The organism is Dyella sp. C11, from assembly GCF_003121485.1.
Taxonomy (GTDB): Bacteria; Pseudomonadota; Gammaproteobacteria; order Xanthomonadales; family Rhodanobacteraceae; genus Dyella.
In genome coordinates this window covers 293,930-311,657 of record NZ_QAVX01000002.1, presented here as the reverse complement: position 1 = coordinate 311,657, position 17,728 = coordinate 293,930, and the positions used below count along the sequence as shown (strand labels likewise).

15 protein-coding genes are annotated in these 17,728 nt (G+C 64.6%); 9 read left to right on the top strand and 6 right to left on the bottom strand.

Annotated features, from left to right (window positions below; translation table 11 throughout):
• Positions 1-142: 142 nt before the first annotated feature.
• Entirely contained in the window at positions 143-1,156 is a 1,014-nt protein-coding gene (gene ltaE / locus DK366_RS03745) for a low-specificity L-threonine aldolase (protein WP_109124165.1), read from the top strand.
• Between the two features lie 819 nt (positions 1,157-1,975).
• Here ltaE and phaZ read toward each other — a convergent pair.
• From phaZ to DK366_RS03725, 3 genes are all read right to left on the bottom strand, one after another.
• On the bottom strand, positions 1,976-3,229 hold the full coding sequence (gene phaZ / locus DK366_RS03735) for a polyhydroxyalkanoate depolymerase (protein WP_109124163.1): 1,254 nt from the start codon (positions 3,227-3,229) through the stop codon (positions 1,976-1,978).
• A gap of 96 nt (positions 3,230-3,325) precedes the next feature.
• Complete coding sequence (locus DK366_RS03730; protein ID WP_109124162.1) at positions 3,326-4,075, bottom strand: methyltransferase domain-containing protein; 750 nt, start codon at positions 4,073-4,075, stop codon at positions 3,326-3,328.
• A gap of 47 nt (positions 4,076-4,122) precedes the next feature.
• On the bottom strand, positions 4,123-4,617 hold the full coding sequence (locus DK366_RS03725; protein WP_109124161.1) for an RDD family protein: 495 nt from the start codon (positions 4,615-4,617) through the stop codon (positions 4,123-4,125).
• Positions 4,618-4,682: 65 nt separating this feature from the next.
• Between DK366_RS03725 and xerD the strand changes: the two genes are divergently transcribed.
• The 6 genes from xerD (at position 4,683) to DK366_RS03695 (ending at position 13,122) form a co-directional block, all read left to right on the top strand.
• Positions 4,683-5,594, top strand: coding sequence for a site-specific tyrosine recombinase XerD (gene xerD, locus DK366_RS03720; protein WP_109124160.1), 912 nt, complete (start codon positions 4,683-4,685; stop codon positions 5,592-5,594).
• A 107-nt stretch (positions 5,595-5,701) separates the two neighbouring features.
• Positions 5,702-6,451, top strand: coding sequence for a DsbC family protein (locus DK366_RS03715; protein WP_109124159.1), 750 nt, complete (start codon positions 5,702-5,704; stop codon positions 6,449-6,451).
• Between the two features lie 185 nt (positions 6,452-6,636).
• On the top strand, positions 6,637-10,497 hold the full coding sequence (purL, locus tag DK366_RS03710; RefSeq protein WP_109124158.1) for a phosphoribosylformylglycinamidine synthase: 3,861 nt from the start codon (positions 6,637-6,639) through the stop codon (positions 10,495-10,497).
• Positions 10,498-10,530: 33 nt separating this feature from the next.
• Positions 10,531-11,265 (top strand): hypothetical protein, encoded by a 735-nt coding sequence (locus DK366_RS03705; protein ID WP_109124157.1) that lies wholly within the window; start codon positions 10,531-10,533, stop codon positions 11,263-11,265.
• A gap of 55 nt (positions 11,266-11,320) precedes the next feature.
• Positions 11,321-12,226, top strand: a complete 906-nt coding sequence (locus DK366_RS03700; protein ID WP_255412541.1) for a glycosyltransferase family 2 protein — start codon at positions 11,321-11,323, stop codon at positions 12,224-12,226.
• A 17-nt stretch (positions 12,227-12,243) separates the two neighbouring features.
• Positions 12,244-13,122, top strand: coding sequence for a DMT family transporter (locus DK366_RS03695; protein ID WP_109124283.1), 879 nt, complete (start codon positions 12,244-12,246; stop codon positions 13,120-13,122).
• Positions 13,123-13,236: 114 nt separating this feature from the next.
• Here the strand turns inward: DK366_RS03695 and DK366_RS03690 are convergent, their stop codons facing one another.
• The 3 genes from DK366_RS03690 to DK366_RS03680 all read right to left on the bottom strand — a co-directional run bounded on the left by DK366_RS03690 (position 13,237) and on the right by DK366_RS03680 (position 16,199).
• Positions 13,237-13,752, bottom strand: coding sequence for a DUF2127 domain-containing protein (locus DK366_RS03690; RefSeq protein ID WP_232820889.1), 516 nt, complete (start codon positions 13,750-13,752; stop codon positions 13,237-13,239).
• Between the two features lie 165 nt (positions 13,753-13,917).
• Positions 13,918-14,112 carry a YbdD/YjiX family protein gene (locus DK366_RS03685; protein WP_109124155.1) on the bottom strand — a complete coding sequence of 65 codons (195 nt, stop codon included), beginning with the start codon at positions 14,110-14,112 and terminating at the stop codon, positions 13,918-13,920.
• An 11-nt stretch (positions 14,113-14,123) separates the two neighbouring features.
• Entirely contained in the window at positions 14,124-16,199 is a 2,076-nt protein-coding gene (locus DK366_RS03680; protein WP_109124154.1) for a carbon starvation CstA family protein, read from the bottom strand.
• Between the two features lie 205 nt (positions 16,200-16,404).
• Between DK366_RS03680 and def the strand changes: the two genes are divergently transcribed.
• Positions 16,405-16,944, top strand: a complete 540-nt coding sequence (gene def / locus DK366_RS03675) for a peptide deformylase (protein ID WP_109124153.1) — start codon at positions 16,405-16,407, stop codon at positions 16,942-16,944.
• A 51-nt stretch (positions 16,945-16,995) separates the two neighbouring features.
• Positions 16,996-17,184 (top strand): hypothetical protein, encoded by a 189-nt coding sequence (locus DK366_RS03670; protein WP_109124152.1) that lies wholly within the window; start codon positions 16,996-16,998, stop codon positions 17,182-17,184.
• The last annotated feature ends 544 nt before the right edge of the window (positions 17,185-17,728 follow it).

The following is a 17,728-nucleotide window of genomic DNA, read 5'->3' as shown; positions in this document are numbered from 1 at the left end:
CGAGTGTTTTGTCCCCGCGTCATGCCGGGACGCTGCCGCAAGGCTAGCCCAGGTCGATGTCACGCGCCCGTGTTCATGGCCCTTGCCCCTGCACAGGCATGCGTTCAAGCTTGCCTTCTGGTTTCCCAGCGGAAGAAGCACCGTGGAAGCGATCGACCTGCGCAGCGATACCGTCACCCGTCCCACGCCGGCCATGCGCGCCGCCATGCTCGATGCTGCCGTGGGCGACGATGTCTATGGCGAAGACCCGACGGTCAACGCGCTTCAGCAGCGCCTTGCTGCGGACCTGGGCTTCGAGGCCGGCTTGTTCGTGCCGACAGGCACGCAGTCGAACCTCGTGGCGCTGATGGCGCACTGCGAGCGTGGCGACGAATACCTGGTGGGCGCTGATGCGCATACCTACAAGTTCGAAGGGGGCGGCGCCGCCGTGCTCGGCTCCATCCAGCCGCAGCCGATTCCGCAGGATGCCGATGGCAGCCTGCCGCTGGACAAGGTGGCGGCGGCCATCAAGCCGGTGGACCCGCATTTCGCACGCACGCGCCTGCTGGCGCTGGAGAACACCTGGCATGGCCGCGTGCTGCCCATGGACTATCTGCAGGCGGCGCACGATTTTGCCCGTGAGCGTGGTCTTGCCCTGCATCTGGATGGCGCGCGTCTTTACAACGCTGCGGTGGCCTCTGGCGTGCTGGCGCGGGAGATCGCCAAACATTTCGACAGCGTGTCGGTGTGCCTGTCGAAGGGCCTGGGTGCGCCGGTGGGTTCCGTGCTGGTGGGCTCGGCTGCCGTGATCGACAAGGCGCGTCGCTGGAAGAAGGTGACGGGCGGCGGCTGGCGCCAGGCAGGCATGCTTGCCGCGGCGGCGCAATACGCACTGGATCATCACGTGGCGCGTCTTGCTGACGATCATGCGCGGGCGGCTGCGCTGGCGGCGGGATTGGGAGACATTCCCGGCGTGACGTTGCTGGGGCAGCACACGAACATGGTGTTCATCGATGTGCCGGCGGATCGACTGCGCGAATTGGACGTCCATTTGCGGGGTGCGGGTATCCGCATCAGCATCGGCTATCTGCCGACGTTGCGGTTGGTGACGCACCTGGATATCGATGATGAGGGTATGGCGCGGACTGTCGCGGCGTTTCGTCAGTTTTTTGGTTGACATCGTGTGCCGCTTTGCTCCCTCTCCCCTTCGGGGAGAGGGTTGGGGTGAGGGGCGGGTGCTCGCGATGGCGTTTCAACCCCTTACGGCCATCTTGGCGACGCCGATCCCATCGCTGACCACCATCCTCGCGATGGCGTCTCTACCCCTAACCGTCATCCCGGCGCAGGCCGGGATCCAGCGCCTTCGCATTAGGTTGTCGCGTGACGATGTTTGGTTCTTCTTTCGCGCTCTCGCAACCTGGCTCGCCTGCCGCGGGCTTCCGACCTCCTGCCGGAGGCCGGGTCACTTTCTCTTGCTTGCCCAAGAGAAAGTAACCAAAGAGAAGGGCACCCCGGATGACCGCGCCTTCCGGGCTTTCAGCCCTCCAGGTCCGCGTGCGGGTTACGGGGTTTGTCGACAGGGCATCCTGCCCTGACGACAAACTGGCCGGCGTCCTGCCGGCCACCCTGCGGGCTATTCCTTCACCCGCCCGCCGCTGTCATACGGGGACCCCGAAGAGCTAAGGGCTAAGAGCAAAGGCAAAGGCAAAGGCAAAAGCAAAAGCAAAGCAAAGCAAAGGCAAAGGCAAAGCAAAGCAAAGCAAAGCAAAGCAAAAGCCACGCTCGCGACTACGTATGTTTCCCTCACCGTCATCCCAGCGAAGGCTGGGATCCAGTGACTTTGCTTTTTCTTATAAGAGGCAGAGTCAATAGAGGGCGGAGCGAGGGCTTGCCTTTGGGTCTGCTTTCTCGAGCACCCGCCCCTCACCCCGACCCTCTCCCCGGAGGGGAGAGGGAGACGTGGGATTGAGGGTTCAGGTCCTCAAGGAAACCCGAATCACTCCGGACGCGCGTCAAACTTCCGGATGAATTCCTTCACCTGCGGATACACCGTCTGGCGCCAGCGGCGGCCGCTGAAGATGCCGTAGTGGCCGGCGCCTTCCACCATGCGGTGTTCGCGACGGTTGGCCGGAATGCCGCTGCACAAATCGTGTGCGGCTTCGGTCTGGCCGAGGCCGGCGATGTCGTCCAGTTCGCCTTCCACGGTGAACAGCGCGGTCGTGGTGATGGCCGAGGGCTTCACGCGCTCGCCGGAGACATCCCACAGGCCGCGCGGCAGCAGGAACTGCTGAAATACGGTGGAGATGGTGTCGAGGTAGTACTCGGCGGGCATGTCGAGCACGGCGTTGTATTCGTCGTAGAACTTGCGGTGCGCTTCGGCGTCGTCCTGGTCGCCACGCAGCAGGTTTTCGTAGAAATCCCAGTGCGAGTTGAGGTGGCGGCCGGGGTTCATGGCGATGAAGCCCGCATGCTGCAGGAAGCCCGGGTAAACCTCGCGGCCGGTGCCGGGATAGTTCGGCGGCACGGTGTGGATCACGTTGCCGCGGAACCAGCTGAGCGGGCGTGTGGTGGCGAGGTTGTTGACGCCGGTCGGGTTGCTGCGCGGCTCGATGGGGCCACCCATCATGGTCATGCTGAGCGGCGTCTTTTCGCCGCGCGCGGCCATCAGCGACACGGCGGCCAGCACCGGCACGGTCGGCTGGCACACCGAGATCACGTGCACGCGTTCGGCACCGATGTGGCGGATGAATTCTTCGATGTAGGCCACGTAGTCATCGAGATGGAACGGGCCTTCGCTGGCGGGCACCATGCGTGCGTCGACCCACTCGGTGATGTACACCTTGTGGTCCTGCAGCAGGGTTTTCACCGTGTCGCGCAACAGCGTGGCGTGATGGCCGGAGAGCGGCGCAACCACCAGCACGGTGGGGTCGTTCTTGAGCTTCTCGATGGTTTCCGGATCGTCGCTGAAGCGCTTGAAGCGCTTGAGCTGACAGAACGGCTTGTCCAGTACCACGCGCTCGATCACCGCAATTTCCTGGCCGTGGGCGGTGACCTGCGGCAGGTTGAAACCGGGCTTCTCGTATTCCTTGCCCAGGCGATGCAGCAGCTCGTAGCCGGCCGCCATGCGCTGCGCACCCGGCAGGTGCGAAAGCGGGCTGGTCACGTCGCTCAACAGCTTGGCGCTGGCTTCGGCGTAATGGCTGAGCGGGCCAAGGATGGCGCGCTGCCATTCGTGAATCTGATAGAGCATGGCGGAAACCGGACGTGGGTCAGAGGCCGCATCTTACCCGGTTTGGCGCCTTCGTGCTGCGCCGCGGCATAGTCTCAAGTCAGGTGAATCAGATGCTTACGTGCGACGACAGAGCAGCAGTAGTTCGTCGACGCCGTCGCAGACGGGCATGCCCAGCTGCCAGCGCAGCGGCTTCTGCATGCGCAGGCCCAGCGGCATGATCACCCGGTTGTACCACCACAGGGCGCGTTCGCGCTGGTGGGTGAGATACCACTGACCAAGCCGCAGCACGCTGCGGGATGAGGGTTGCATGCCGTAGATGGCGCTCTGCTCCACCGTCCAGCCGTGCTGGGACAGTTTGTGCAGGATCTGATCCGGTTCGTAGCGCCGGTAATGGCCCACGAAGTCGTCGAATTCGGTCCATGCCGATTCGTGCAGCGGCACGGAAATCAGCATGCGGGCATCGGATGCGGCGACGCGCGACAGCTCGCGCAGTGCCTTGTCGTCGTCCAGGACGTGCTCAAGGATGTCCAGCGCGCACACCAGGTCGAAGCTTTCATCAGCGCAGGGCAGCGCGCTGATGCTGGCGCGGGCCGCGCTGGCGCCGTGGGAGCGAAGTTCGCCCAACGCTGCCAGGCTGATGTCCACGAAATACGTGCCATCGAGCGGCAGGCGGGGACGCAGGCCAGGTGCAATTTCCAGGCGACGCGGCAACGCCATGGCCAGCTCGCGCACCATGGGCCACGTATTGAAACGGCGCGGGTCCACCAAGCGCGAACCTGACCACAGCGAATCGTAAAACGCCTGGTTGATGCGTTTCAGATCTGCATCTGCAGCAGTGCGATGGGGAAGGGCAAGCGTCGGCATACACAAAGTGTTGCCTGAAAGTCACTCACTGTAATGTGAAGTTTTCCTTACCTACGCAATTCCGTGCGCGCGATCACATCGTGGAGTGCTCGCTTGCGCGAATCGAATGCTGCAACGCCAAACCACGCCAGCCAGGCGAAAGCCACGCACCACAAAGCGGTCGTTGTGCCGAGCCATGGAGCGAGGCCAAGCAACAGCAGTGGTACTGCCGCAACGAGCAAGCGCACGATGGCCTGCATGAGTGATACGCGCTGTCCTTCCGAACCTGTAACGCGAATGCGCCAGGGGCGCATGCCGAGCGTTTGCCCGCCGCGAACCCATGACGCAACGAAGTACGCCGACACCACCAGCGCCTGCAGCGGCTGATACCACCAGGCGATGTGCGCATGACCGTCGGTCGTGACCACGTTGCCGCCGGTGATTCGCTGGCAGATGTAGCCCACGACCATCACCAGCGCCAGTACGGCGAGGAGGTCGTAGACCAGTGCCAGCAGGCGGCGCCACAGCGGGCAATGGACATCGGTAGCGGTGACGGAGCTCATCGAATCGGCAGCCTGCAACGTAGGGGTGCTTGCGCGTCACGAGGCCGACAGCGAGCATCGCGTCCATGCAGCAAGAAGAAAACAGTATCGCCGAAGCCGACCGCCGCAGCATCGATGCCTTCATCGAGCGCGTGTGGTCCGAAGATGGGTTATCCGATCGCACGCTCGATGCGTATCGCCGCGACCTGGAAGGGCTGGCGCGTTGGCTCGCCACGCAGGGGCAAAGCCTGCGCAGTGCGCAACGGCATCATCTGTCCGCCTATCACGGCAGCCAGCCGGTAGCGGTGCGTTCGCTGGCGCGGCGGCAATCGGCATTCCGTCGCTATTACGCGCACGTGGTGCGTACGGAACCCGGATTTGACGATCCCACGCTGCTGATCGAACGTCCGAAGACGCCGCGCAGCCTGCCCAAGGCACTGGCCGAGCGCGAGATCGAGGGCCTGCTCGAAGCGCCTGATTCGGGCACGACGCTTGGCCTGCGCGATCGCGCCATGCTGGAGCTGATGTATGCCTCGGGTTTGCGCGTGTCCGAACTGGTCGAGCTGCCGCTTGCCTCGCTCAACCTGCGCCAGGGCGTGGTGCGCGTCACCGGCAAGGGCGGCAAGGACCGGCTGGTGCCCATCGGCGAGGTGGCAACCAACCATATCGAGGCCTATCTGGCCGCCGCCCGCCCCGCATTGGCGCGCGGACGCCAGCCGGCGGCGCTGTTCCTTTCCAATCGCGCCGAAGGCATGACCCGGCAGATGTTCTGGACGCTGGTGAAGCGGTACGCGCAGACGGTGGGCATCGTGTCCAAGCGCATTTCGCCGCACGTGCTTCGCCATTCGTTCGCCACCCATCTGCTCAATCACGGCGCGGACTTGCGTGCGCTTCAGATGCTGCTGGGCCACAGCGCGCTGAGCACCACCCAGATCTACACGCTGGTGGCCAAGGAGGGTCTCAAGCGGCTGCATGCCCAGCATCACCCGCGCGGTTAGCTGTCATCGCGTGTGCCAAACGGCCCGCATCCGCGTTCATCTGCCTGTGCGAGAATGGATTTCCCCACGTTTCCCAGCTGGGAAAACGGATGTCGATGAGGTCTGCAATGCTCAAGAAATGGTTGCTGGCGCTGTGCGTCAGCGGATTGGCCCTGAATGCCTGCGCCGCACCCGATGCCGCCACGAGCGCCCCGGAAGCTGCGGTGCGCAAGGCCGTGCTGGGTCTGGTGCCCAATGCCAGCATCGACTCCATCCAGCCGGCTCCCATGCAGGGCTTCTACCAGGTCATTGCCTCCGGCCACCTCGTGTACGTGTCCAGTGACGGCAAGTACATGCTCAATGGCGCCCTGATTGATCTGGCGAAGAAAAAGAACATCACCGACGATGGCTGGGCTTCGTACCGCAAGGCCGAACTGGCCAAGGTGCCGGAGGCCGACCGCATCGTGTTTTCGCCGGCCAACCCGCGCTATCACGTCACCGTGTTCACCGACGTCAACTGCGCCTATTGCCGCCAGCTGCATGAACACATCGCCGACTTCAACAAGGCCGGCATCGCGGTGGAGTACATCGCGTGGCCGCGCGAAGGCGTGACCAACGAGGCGGGCCGTACCACGCAGACCTACAACGAAATGGTTTCCGTGTGGTGCGCGGCCGACCGCAAGGCTGCTTTCACCGCGGCCAAGCAGGGCAAGACGCCCAAGGCCACCAACTGCCCGAACCCGGTGAAGGACGAATTCGAGCTGGGCGTAAAGCTGGGCGTGACCGGCACGCCGACCATCATCGCGCAGGACGGCTCCATGGTCGGGGGATACGTCACTCCTGACGAGCTGCTGCAGGCGCTGAAGACGGGCGGCTGACCGCTGATAGCCCGGGCGCGCCGCCACGTGCGATGGCGCGCCATTTTTTCAGTTTAAACAGTAACTTGAGGCTGTTTCCCGGTGGTGGTGCTTTCGCCGCCACCGCAAGGGGTTCGATGCTGCGTCGCGGCAGCTTCGACCGTCCTTGAGGTACAATAGGTGTTTTCGCCTATCCCCGTTCCCCGATGATCGCACTCGACGGGCAGAGCGCCCTCTCGCCTTTTCGTCTCGAACGCCTGAACGCACGCCTGGAGGCCATTCACCGTGGCACGCGTGTGCAGGCTTCGTGGTTCGTTTATTTCATCGACGCCGACCGCGCGCCGGAGGGCGAGCAACATCGCCGCCTGCTCGAGGTGCTCGAAGCCAAGGAGGGCGTGCCGGAAGCCGCCTCCCTATGGGTCGTGCCGCGTCTGGGGACGATCTCCCCGTGGTCCAGCAAGGCCACCGACATCCTGCACGGCGCCGGTTTCGACGTGCGCCGCGTGGAGCGTGGCGTAGCCTGGCAGGTCGTTGGCCTGCCGGCGGCCGGCAGCGAGCAGTACGACGCCATGCTGGCGGTGCTGCACGATGCGATGACGCAATCGGTGCTGACCAGCCTGGATGAGGCCAAGGGCCTGTTCCTGGGCGGTACGCCCGGTCCGCTCGTGTACATCGAGCTGGGCAGCGAACCCAAGGCGGCGCTGGACAAGGCCAACAAGGAACTGGGCCTTGCGCTGGCCGACGACGAGATCGAATACCTCGTTGCGCGTTACGCCGAGCTGGGTCGCAACCCGACCGACGCCGAACTCTTCATGTTCGCGCAGGCCAATTCCGAGCATTGCCGCCACAAGGTGTTCAACGCCAGTTGGACCCTGGATGGCGAGGCTCAGGAAAAGAGCCTGTTCGGCATGATCAAGAACACCCACCAGCATTCGCCGAAGTACACGCTGTCCGCCTACAAGGACAACGCGGCGGTGATCGAGGGTTTCGAAGGCAAGCGCTTCTTCCCCGACCACGATGGCGTGTGGCGTGCGCACCCTGAGCGCATCGAATACGCGATCAAGGTGGAGACGCACAACCATCCGACGGCCATCGCGCCGTGGCCCGGTGCTGCCACCGGTGCCGGCGGCGAGATCCGCGACGAAGGTGCCACTGGCCGCGGTGCCAAGCCGAAGGCCGGCCTGACCGGTTTCTCGGTCTCGGACCTGCGTATTCCGGGCCTGCCGCGTCCGTGGGAAGTGGATCGCCCGCTGCCGCCGCACATGGCGACTGCATTTGAAATCATGCGCGACGGCCCACTGGGCGCCGCAGCGTTCAACAACGAATTCGGTCGTCCCGCCCTGGGTGGTTACTTCCGTACGTTCGAGCACGAGACCGGCGAAGCCGGCGTGCGTCGCGGCTACGACAAGCCGATCATGATTGCCGGCGGCCTCGCCAACATTCGCGCGGATCACGTGCAGAAGCGCGACGTGCAGCCGGGCAACAAGGTGATCGTGCTGGGTGGCCCGGCCATGCTCATCGGCCTGGGCGGCGGTGCCGCGTCGTCGGTGGCGTCGGGCACGTCCAGCAAGGAGCTCGACTTTGCCTCCGTGCAGCGCGACAACGCCGAGATGGAGCGTCGCGCGCAGCAGGTCATCGACAGCTGCTGGGCGCGTGGCGACAAGAACCCCATCGTCAGCGTGCACGACGTGGGCGCGGGCGGCTTGTCCAACGCCATTCCCGAGCTGCTCAACGATGCTGGCGTGGGCGGTCGCATCGACCTTTCCACCATCCCGTGCGACGACCCGTCGCTGTCGCCGATGCAGGTGTGGAGCAACGAATCGCAAGAGCGTTACGTGCTGGCCATCGGCGCCGACGACCTGGGCGAGTTCGAGGATTACTGCAAGCGCGAGCGCTGCCCGTATGCCGTGGTGGGCGATGCCACTGCCGAGCGTCGCCTGGTCGTGCACGACCCGCGCACCGACACGCTGGTGATCGACCTGCCGATGGACGTGCTGTTCGGCAAGCCGCCGCGCATGCATCGCGATGCCACGCGCCTGAAGCCGCGCGTCGATCTGATTCCGGATCTTTCGGGCATCAGCATGGACGAAGCGCTGCTGCGCGTGCTGCGTCTGCCTACCGTGGGCAGCAAGAGCTTCCTCATCACCATTGGCGACCGCACCGTCGGTGGCCTGAACGCGCGCGACCCGATGGTCGGCCCGTGGCAGGTGCCGGTGGCTGACTGCGCCGTCACCATCACCGACTTCGACGGCTACACCGGCGAAGCGATGGCGATGGCCGAGCGTGCACCGGTGGCACTGCTCAGCAGCCCGGATGCGGCGCGTCTTGCCGTGGGCGAAGCCATTACCAATCTCGCCGCTGCACCCATTGCCTCGCTGGGTGAAGTGCGCCTGTCGGCGAACTGGCAGGCGGCGGTGAATTTCCCGGGCGAAGACGCTGCCTTGTTCGACGCCGTGAAGGCCGTCGGCATGGAGCTGTGCCCGGAGCTCGACATTTCCATTCCAGTCGGCAAGGACTCGCTGTCCATGCAGACCGTGTGGAAGGACGGCGACACCGTGCAGCGCACGGTCTCGCCGGTGTCGCTGGTCATCACGGGCTTTGCGCGCGTCACCGACGTGCGCCGCACGCTGACGCCGCAACTCCGGCTTGATCGCGGCGATTCCGAACTGTGGTTGCTCGACCTTGGCGCTTGCCGTGACCGTCTCGGCGGCTCCGCGCTGACGCAGGTGTTCAATCGCGGTGGCGGCGTGCCGCCGGATCTGGACGATGCGAAGCGCCTGAAGTCGCTGTTCGATCTGGTGCAGGAAGCCAACGCAGGCGGCCTGCTGCTGGCGTACCACGACCGTTCCGACGGCGGCGTCATCGTGACGCTGCTGGAAATGGCGTTCGCCGGCCATTGCGGCCTGGAAATCCATCTGGACGGCTGGGCGGAAGCCACACTGCGCGCACTCTTCAATGAAGAGCTGGGTGCGGTGATGCAGGTGGCCTCGGCCAACCGCGAGGCGTTCGAAGCCCTGCTGGTGAAGCACGGCCTGACCAGCATGGCGTACCGCATTGGACGTCCGAAGGAAAAGCTCGGCATCAAGCTGTTCCAGAACGGCGACACCTTGTTCAAGTGGAACTGGCGCACGCTGTTCGAGGCGTGGAACGAAACCAGCCACGCCATGCAGCGCCTGCGCGACAACCCGGTGTCGGCGGATGCCGAAAACCACTGGCGCCTGGACGATGCCGATCCGGGCATCACGCCCAAGCTGACCTTTGAACCGGCCGACGACATTGCCGCGCCGTACATCAAGCGAGGCGCCAAGCCGCGTGTGGCGGTGGTGCGCGAGCAGGGCGTCAACGGCCAGGTGGAAATGGCTGCGGCGTTCACGCGTGCCGGCTTCGAAGCGGTGGACGTGCACATGTCCGATCTCGCCAGCGGCCGCATCAAGCTCGCCGATTTCCGCGGCTTCGCGGCGTGCGGTGGCTTCTCGTACGGTGACGTGCTGGGCGCGGGTCGCGGCTGGGCCACGTCCATCCTGTACAACGAATACCTGCGCGCCGAGTTCAGCGCGTTCTTCGCCGACGCCTCGCGGTTTGCGCTGGGCGTGTGCAACGGCTGCCAGATGATGAGCCAGCTGAAGGACATCATTCCGGGCGCGTCGCACTGGCCGAAGTTCCTGCGCAACGCGTCCGAGCAGTACGAAGCGCGCGTCGCCACGCTGGAAGTGCTCGATTCGCCGAGCATCTTTTTCCGCGGCATGGCCGGTTCGCGCATTCCGGTGGCCGTGGCGCACGGCGAGGGCCGCGTGAACTTCCCGTACAGCTGCAGCCCGTCGAAGGCGGGTGCCGCGCTGCGTTACATCGACAACCGTGGCAAGCCGACCGAAGACTATCCGCTGAACCCGAACGGTTCGCCGGGCGGTCTCACCGGTTTCACCGCTGCCGACGGTCGCGTGACGATCATGATGCCGCATCCGGAACGCGTGTTCCGCAGCGTGCAGATGAGCTGGCATCCGGAGAAGTGGGGCGAGGATTCGCCGTGGATGCGCATGTTCCGCAACGCACGGGTGTGGTGCGGCTGATGCGTTCGGGCCACGCTAGGCTGAGTGTCTAGCATGGCCCCCGTCGCGCGCTGGCTGGTGCGGATACTGCCGGCAGCGACGTGGACTGTCTTTGTCGCGTTGTTGCCGTGGTGGGCAGGTTTGCCACTGGTGTTGCTCTCTGCGGCGGGAGCGGTGGCGTTCGACCGGCGCATCGTCCGTTACGCGGAATGGTGCCGGCGTACGCTTCGCTGGGGATTGCCGGGCCTTCTGTTCGCGGTGCAACGTGCGTTGGGTGGAGACCTGATCGCATGGGGCGCGGCACTGCTCGGGGCGCTGGCCGGTTTTTCGCTGGTGGTGCTGATGGAGTCGCTGCTCGACCATCGCGTGCGCCGCACGCAGGCCGCGCAGGCGTCGCCGGAATGGAGCGAGCTGGCGCTGGCTCCGGTGGGACCGCCCGCGCACATCATTGAGCTGGCGCGGATCGAGTGGCGGGAGATAGCCGGCGAATTCTCCGATGGCACCCTTGCCGCCAGATTCGAGGCGACCGATGCGGAGCACGGGCGTTACGTCTTCGGGCAGGGGCAGACCATCGATCGGGCGAGTCCGCGTTTTTGCATCAGCCCCGGTGGTCGATGGTTTGTCGCGAACATGTCGGGTGGTCGTGGTGAAATACTGTGGGATCGCCAGCATGGGCACATGCATCGGCTGGCGGGCTGGCAGCTCAGCGGCTGGGAGCATGACCAGCCTTGGCTGGCGCGGGGTAGCGATGGCGTACCCGTGTCCCTTCACGAAGTGCTGGGACGCTGAGGGAAAACGCAACCGTTGTAGCTTTGGAACGTACTGACGACGCATGACTGTAGCCGTGACTACCGACGCTTCTTCCTCCCTGTCCACCGTGCTGCCGATCAGCGTGATCGTGGTGGCGGCCGACAGTGGACCGAGCATGCGCGATTGCGTGCGCCGCGTGCTCGCGTGCGACGTGCCGCTGGAAATGATCCTGGTCGACAACGCGTCATCCGATGGCATTCCGCAGGCCATTGCGCGGGCGCATGAAGGTGATCATCGGCTGCGCGTGATCTACAACCACGCCAATCTGGGTTTCGGTCCCGCGATGAATCGTGGCGCGGCCCAGTCGCATGGCAAGTCCCTGCTTATCCTCAATCCCGATTGCCTGATCGACAACGACACGCTGGTGCGCCTGCTCGGGCTGCTGGCGGCGAATCCGCGCGCGGGTGTGATCGGTGCGGTGGTGTGCGACGAAAACGGCACGCCTGATCCGGCGTGCTATCGACGTGATCCATTGATGCGTCGTGCGCTGAACACGTTGTTCCATCGTTCCGGCGAAGGCATCAACATCGAAGGTCCCGTGCCTGACACGCTGGTTGAAGCGGAGGCGGTGTCGGGCGCGTTGATGCTGATGCCGCGTCGTGTGTTCGAATTCCTTGCCGGTTTCGACGAAGACTATTTCCTGCATTGCGAAGACCTGGACCTGTGCCGTCGCGTGCGTGATGCGGGCTATCGCGTGATGCTCGCTGGTGATGTGCGCGTGCTGCATGGCAAGGGCAGCTCAAGCCGGCATCGCCCGGTGTTTGTCAGCCGCCACAAGCATCGCGGCATGTGGCGCTGGTTCCGCAAATTCGATCCGGATGCGCGCAAGCCGTGGGTCGCCGCCGTGGTCTGGCTCGGCATCTGGTCGCACTTCGTGTTGCAGATTCCCGGTCAGCTCTGGCGGTTGGCCAACCGCAAGCGTACGAAGGACGCTGCGTGACCGCGCCCGCGTCACGCATGGCGGCCATCGCTACCGCCGGGCTTGTTGCCGTCACCGCCATCTGGGGTTCCACGTTCTTCCTGATCAAGGATCTCGTGGCGCGCATGCCTGTCGCCGATTTCCTGGCCGTGCGCTTTCTCATTGCCGCGCTGGCGATGGTGGTGATCTTTCATCGTCCACTGCTGCGCCTGAGTCAGCGGGAATGGTGGCAAGGCATTGCGTTGGGCGCGGTGTACGGCATTGCGCAGTTGCTGCAGACCTCCGGCCTGGAGCACACCTCGGCCAGCATCAGCGGTTTCGTTACCGGCATGTACGTGGTGTTTACGCCGCTGCTTGGCACCGTGTTGCTGAAGCAGCGCCTGCCGTCGGTGACGTGGATCGCCGTGCTGCTTTCCGTGGGCGGTCTTGGCCTGCTGGCGTTGCATGGTCTCAGCATTGGCTACGGCGTGTGGCTCACGCTCGCATCCGCGGCCCTGTATGGCCTGCACATCGTGGGATTGGGCAGCTGGTCGCGCGCCGGTAGTGCGTTTGCGCTGTCCACCGTGCAGATGATCGTGATTGCCCTGATTTGCCTTGCAGCCACGATCCCAGCCGGCCCATCGATGCCGCCTGATGCGGGTGCATGGGCGGCAGTGGTCTACATGGCGTTGGCAGCGGGCGCCGGTGCCATGCTGGTACAGACATGGGCGCAGGCGCATCTGTCGCCCACGCGCGCGGCCATCGTGATGACGCTGGAGCCCGTGTTCGCTGCCGGTTTTGCCGTCACGTTCGGCCAGGATGCACTGACCTGGCGCATGCTCGCCGGCGGTGCGCTGGTGCTGGCGGCGATGTATCTGGTGGAGCTCGCGCCGCGCAGTTCGGCGGTGCAGGCGGAAAGTCTGCATCACGAGGTGTAGGAATGCCGGATGCTCGTTGTGGGAGCGCACCCTGTGCGCGACTGCGGCATCGGATGGTCACCGCTCTGTGGTCTCGTCGCGCACAGGGTGCGCTCCCACAGGGAAGTGTTGCGATCAGTCCTTGCGCTTTGGCGGTCGTGGCTGCATGGCGATGCGCACGAGATAGATCACGATGGCGACGTTTGCCACGAGCGCACCCAGCTTGAGCCAGGTGAACTTGTGGACGGTTTCGTACAGCTCCAGCGGAATCAGCGAGCCGGTGGCGACGACGGTGAACCATTCCGCCCAGTGCTTGCGCAACCACAGGCCCGTGCCTTCGGTGGCGAAGATGGCGGCATAGGCAAGCGCGACCAGGCCGATGGCGACGAACTTGCTCGGTCCCAGTGACTGCAGCAGTTCCACCAACCGCCAGCGCAAGCCGTTGCTGTCGGTAAGCGACAGGTGTTCCAGCCAGTGCACCAGCTTTTCGAAGTTCTGCTCGCGGTCCAGGTGGAAGGCGAAGATCGCCACCAGGATCAGGCACACCGTCTTCACCGCCTTGTAGATGGCGATGACACGCAGGCCGAGGCTATGGCTGGCCTCGATCTCGGAGGAAGGCTGAAGGCGGGGATGGTGGTGATGTTCGGTCATCGGAAGTCGGGCAGGAGCGAGCAGCCATGATGGTCGCCCGATGATGAAGGGCAGGGGAGCATAAGCCTAGGGCCTTCTGTCCTCCTTTGCGCGGGTTCAGAGACGCCGAAGGCCGCACCCTGGCGGGACGCGGCCTTCGGCATGACCTGTGGTGGCGGGGTTGCCTTAACAGCAGCGCCCGCCCGTGCCCTTGTAGCGGGCGATCTGCCGCTCCCTGAAAAACTCCTTGTAGCTGGGCACGGGGCGCTCGGGATGGTGCTCGCGCAGGTGCCTCACATACACGTCGTAGTCGGGGACGCCACAGCAGAGGCGGGCGGTTTGTACCGCCCACTTCCTGATCGCCTGCAGCTTCGCATTCATGGTTGCGATCCTCAGCGGGTGGGCACCGTGCCCAGGGCGACATAAGGCTCCTCGTGCGCCGTGGGGTGGTTGATGCCCCAGGCCTTCACGATGGAGCGGATGGCGAAGGCAAGCATGGTCAGGATCAACAACATGAAGATGCCGGTAAGCGCCGCATCCACGTAGTTGTTGGTAATGATCCGCTGCATTTCCTCAGCCGTTTTCGCCGGCGCCAACAGCTTGCCATCGGCCATGGCCTGCGCGTACTTCTGCGCGGCTGCCGTGAAGCTGATCGGGCCGGTCAACTTTTCCCAACCCGCGGTAAGCGTGCACACCACCAGCCAGATGGCCGGAATGCCCGGCACCAGCACATAGCGTTCGCGCTTGAGCTTCACCGTCACCACCGTGGCCAGCATCAGTGCCACCGCAGCGAGCATCTGGTTGGCGATGCCGAACAGGGGCCACAACGTGTTGATGCCGCCCAGCGGATCGACCGCGCCCTGGTAGAGGAAGTAGCCCCACAGGCCGACGCAGATGGCCGTGGCGAGCAGGTTGCCCGTCCACGATTCCGTGTGTTGCAAAGGCTTGTGCACCAGGCCGGCGATCTCCTGGATCATGAAGCGACCCACGCGCGTGCCGGCATCCACCGTGGTGAGGATGAACAGCGCTTCGAACAGGATGGCGTAGTGGTACCAGAAGGCCATCATGCCTTCGCCCGGGATAATGCCGTGCAGCAGCTGGGCCATGCCCACCGCCAGCGTCGGTGCACCACCGGCGCGACTGAGGATGCTCGACTCGCCGATGTTCTTGGCGGTAGTGAGCAATTCGTCCGGCGTCACCACGAAGCCCCACTGGCTGATGGTGGTGGCCGCCTGTTGCGCGGTGGTGCCGATCAGTGCACCCGGCGAGTTCATGGCGAAGTAGACGCCCGGGTGCAACGAGCATGCGGCGACCAGTGCCATGATGGCGACGAAGGCCTCCATCAGCATGCCGCCGTAGCCGATCATGCGTGCTTCGCCTTCGCTGGCGATCAGCTTGGGCGTGGTGCCCGAAGCAATGATCGAGTGCCAGCCCGACACCGCGCCGCAGGCGATGGTGATGAACAGGAACGGGAACAGGTTGCCCTGGAACACCGGGCCGGTGCCGTCGATGAACTTGGTCACGGCCGGCATCTGCAGCGTCGGGGCGGCCAGGAAAATGGCCAGCGCGAGCAGCAGGATGGTGCCGATCTTCAGGAACGTGCTGAGGTAATCGCGCGGGGCCAGCAGCAGCCACACCGGCAGCACCGAGGCGCAGAAGCCGTAGGCGATCAGCAGCCAGGCGAGCGCCTTGGCGTCGAAATCGAACACGCTCGACCACGTGGGCGAAGCGGCGACGTGCGAGCCGAACCAGATCGATGCCAGCAGCAGGATCAGGCCGATGATCGACACTTCCAGGATCTTGCCCGGGCGAATCCAGCGCAGGTAGACGCCCATCAGCAGCGCGATCGGAATGGTTGCGGCGACCGTGAACGTGCCCCACGGGCTGTGCGTCAGCGCCTTCACCACCACCAGCGCCAGCACCGCAAGCACGATCATCATCAGCACCAGCACGCCGAACATGGCGACCACGCCGGCGGTTGGCCCGAGTTCGTCGCGGAGCATGTTGCCCAGCGAGCGGCCGTCACGGCGTACCGAGAGGCCAAGTATCATGAAATCCTGCACGGCGCCGGCAAACACCACGCCGAACAGAATCCACAGCGTGCCTGGCAGATAACCCATCTGCGCCGCCAGCACCGGGCCCACCAGGGGGCCTGCGCCCGCGATGGCAGCGAAGTGGTGACCGAACACCACCCACTTGTCGGTCGGCACATAGTCCAGGCCATCGTTGCGCAGCACGGCGGGCGTGGCGCGACTTGGGTCCATGCACAGCACGCGTTCGTTGATGAACTTGCTGTAGAAGCGATAGCCGATGACGAAGACGGCTATGGACGCGGCTACGAGCCAGATCGCGTTGATCGGCTCGCCGCGTCGCAGCGCGACCACGCTCAGACACCAGGCGCCGACGATGGCGATGGCGGCCCACAGAATCTTGCCTGCGGGGCTTGGTTTGACGGCGACGGTAGACATTCGCGCTGGCTCCTGGAAAGTCCCCCGCAAGGGTCAACCCGGTGGCGTCAGGGGTCAATGCCATTATGCGCCGTCAAACATTAGCCATTGGTCGAATGGGCCTTAGCCGCATGCTGACGCCGGCACCGTGGCCGACGCGTACACTGATCGTCTGGCCGCCACCCTTCGCGGCTTTGCTAAATCGATGACAAGGTGAGGTTTTTTCATGATCCACGAGATCCTCAAGATGGGCGACCCGCGACTGTTGCGGGTGGCCCCTCCCGTGCCCGACGCCATGATCGGCAGCCCTGAGCTGGACGCACTGATCGCCGACATGTTCGACACCATGCACGATGCGGGCGGCGTGGGCCTTGCTGCACCGCAGATCGGCGTGGACCTTCAGCTGGTGATCTTCGGCTTCGACCGTTCCGAGCGTTACCCCGATGCGCCTGCCGTACCGCGCACCATTCTGCTCAACCCCGTCATCACCCCCTTGTCGCAGGACATGGAGGAGGGCTGGGAAGGCTGCCTGTCGGTGCCCGGGCTGCGTGGGGCGGTGAATCGTTACACGCTGATCCGGTACCAGGGCGTGGACCCGAAGGGTGCGGTGATCGATCGCACGGCGGAGGGGTTTCATGCGCGTGTGGTGCAGCACGAATGTGATCATTTGATCGGGCGGTTGTATCCGTCGCGGATCACGGACTTCAGCAAGTTTGGGTATACCGAGGTGTTGTTTCCGGGGATGGATCCGGGGGCGGATGAGTAGTCGCTGCCTTTTCAGCTTCTGCTTCCTCTCCCCTCCAGGGAGAGGGTTGGGGTGAGTCCCGAAAAGGGGATAAAGGGCGGGTGCTCGCGGGAACGTGTCTATCTACTCACCGCCGCCCTCGCGACGACGTCGCTATTTCTCACCGCCATCCTTGCGACGACGTCGCTATTTCTCACCGTCATCCTCGCGATGACGTCCCTATCCCTCACCGTCATTCCCGCGAAGGCGGGAATCCAGTGACTTTGCCTTTGGGTTCTTTTGCGGCCTTTCCGCGACCTGGCTCGCCTGCCGCGGGCTTCCGACGATCTGCCGATCGCCGGGTCACTTTTCTTTGCTTGCCCAAAGAAAAGTAACCAAAAGAAAGGGCACCCCCGCTTGGCGCTGTCTGGGCTACGCCCAGACAGTCCGTGAGGGGCGGCCGGGCTTTTCGACCGGGCTCCTGCCCGGGCGAAAAGTGCCTGTCATCCATGTCCGGCACCCCTGCGGGGCCTGCTCGTCCACCCCTCACCGCCGCACAGGGGGCCCAGGATCAAGAGCGGAGCGGACGGCTCGTGCAGCTTTGCTGCACATCGCGTCGTGGGCAGGTCGCTTTGCTTCTGCCTTCAAGAAGGATCGATTGGAAGGGAGAGGCTAGATTGGCCCCTCACCCCAACCCTCTCCCCGGAGGGGAGAGGGAGCCAAAGCTGTGGTTGCGTACCGCCGCACGTATCCGAGTTCATTGCCCACGACGGTCGGAAAGCGAAGCGCGTCTCTTGAATCGCCCCTGTGGTCGGAAAGCAGGGCG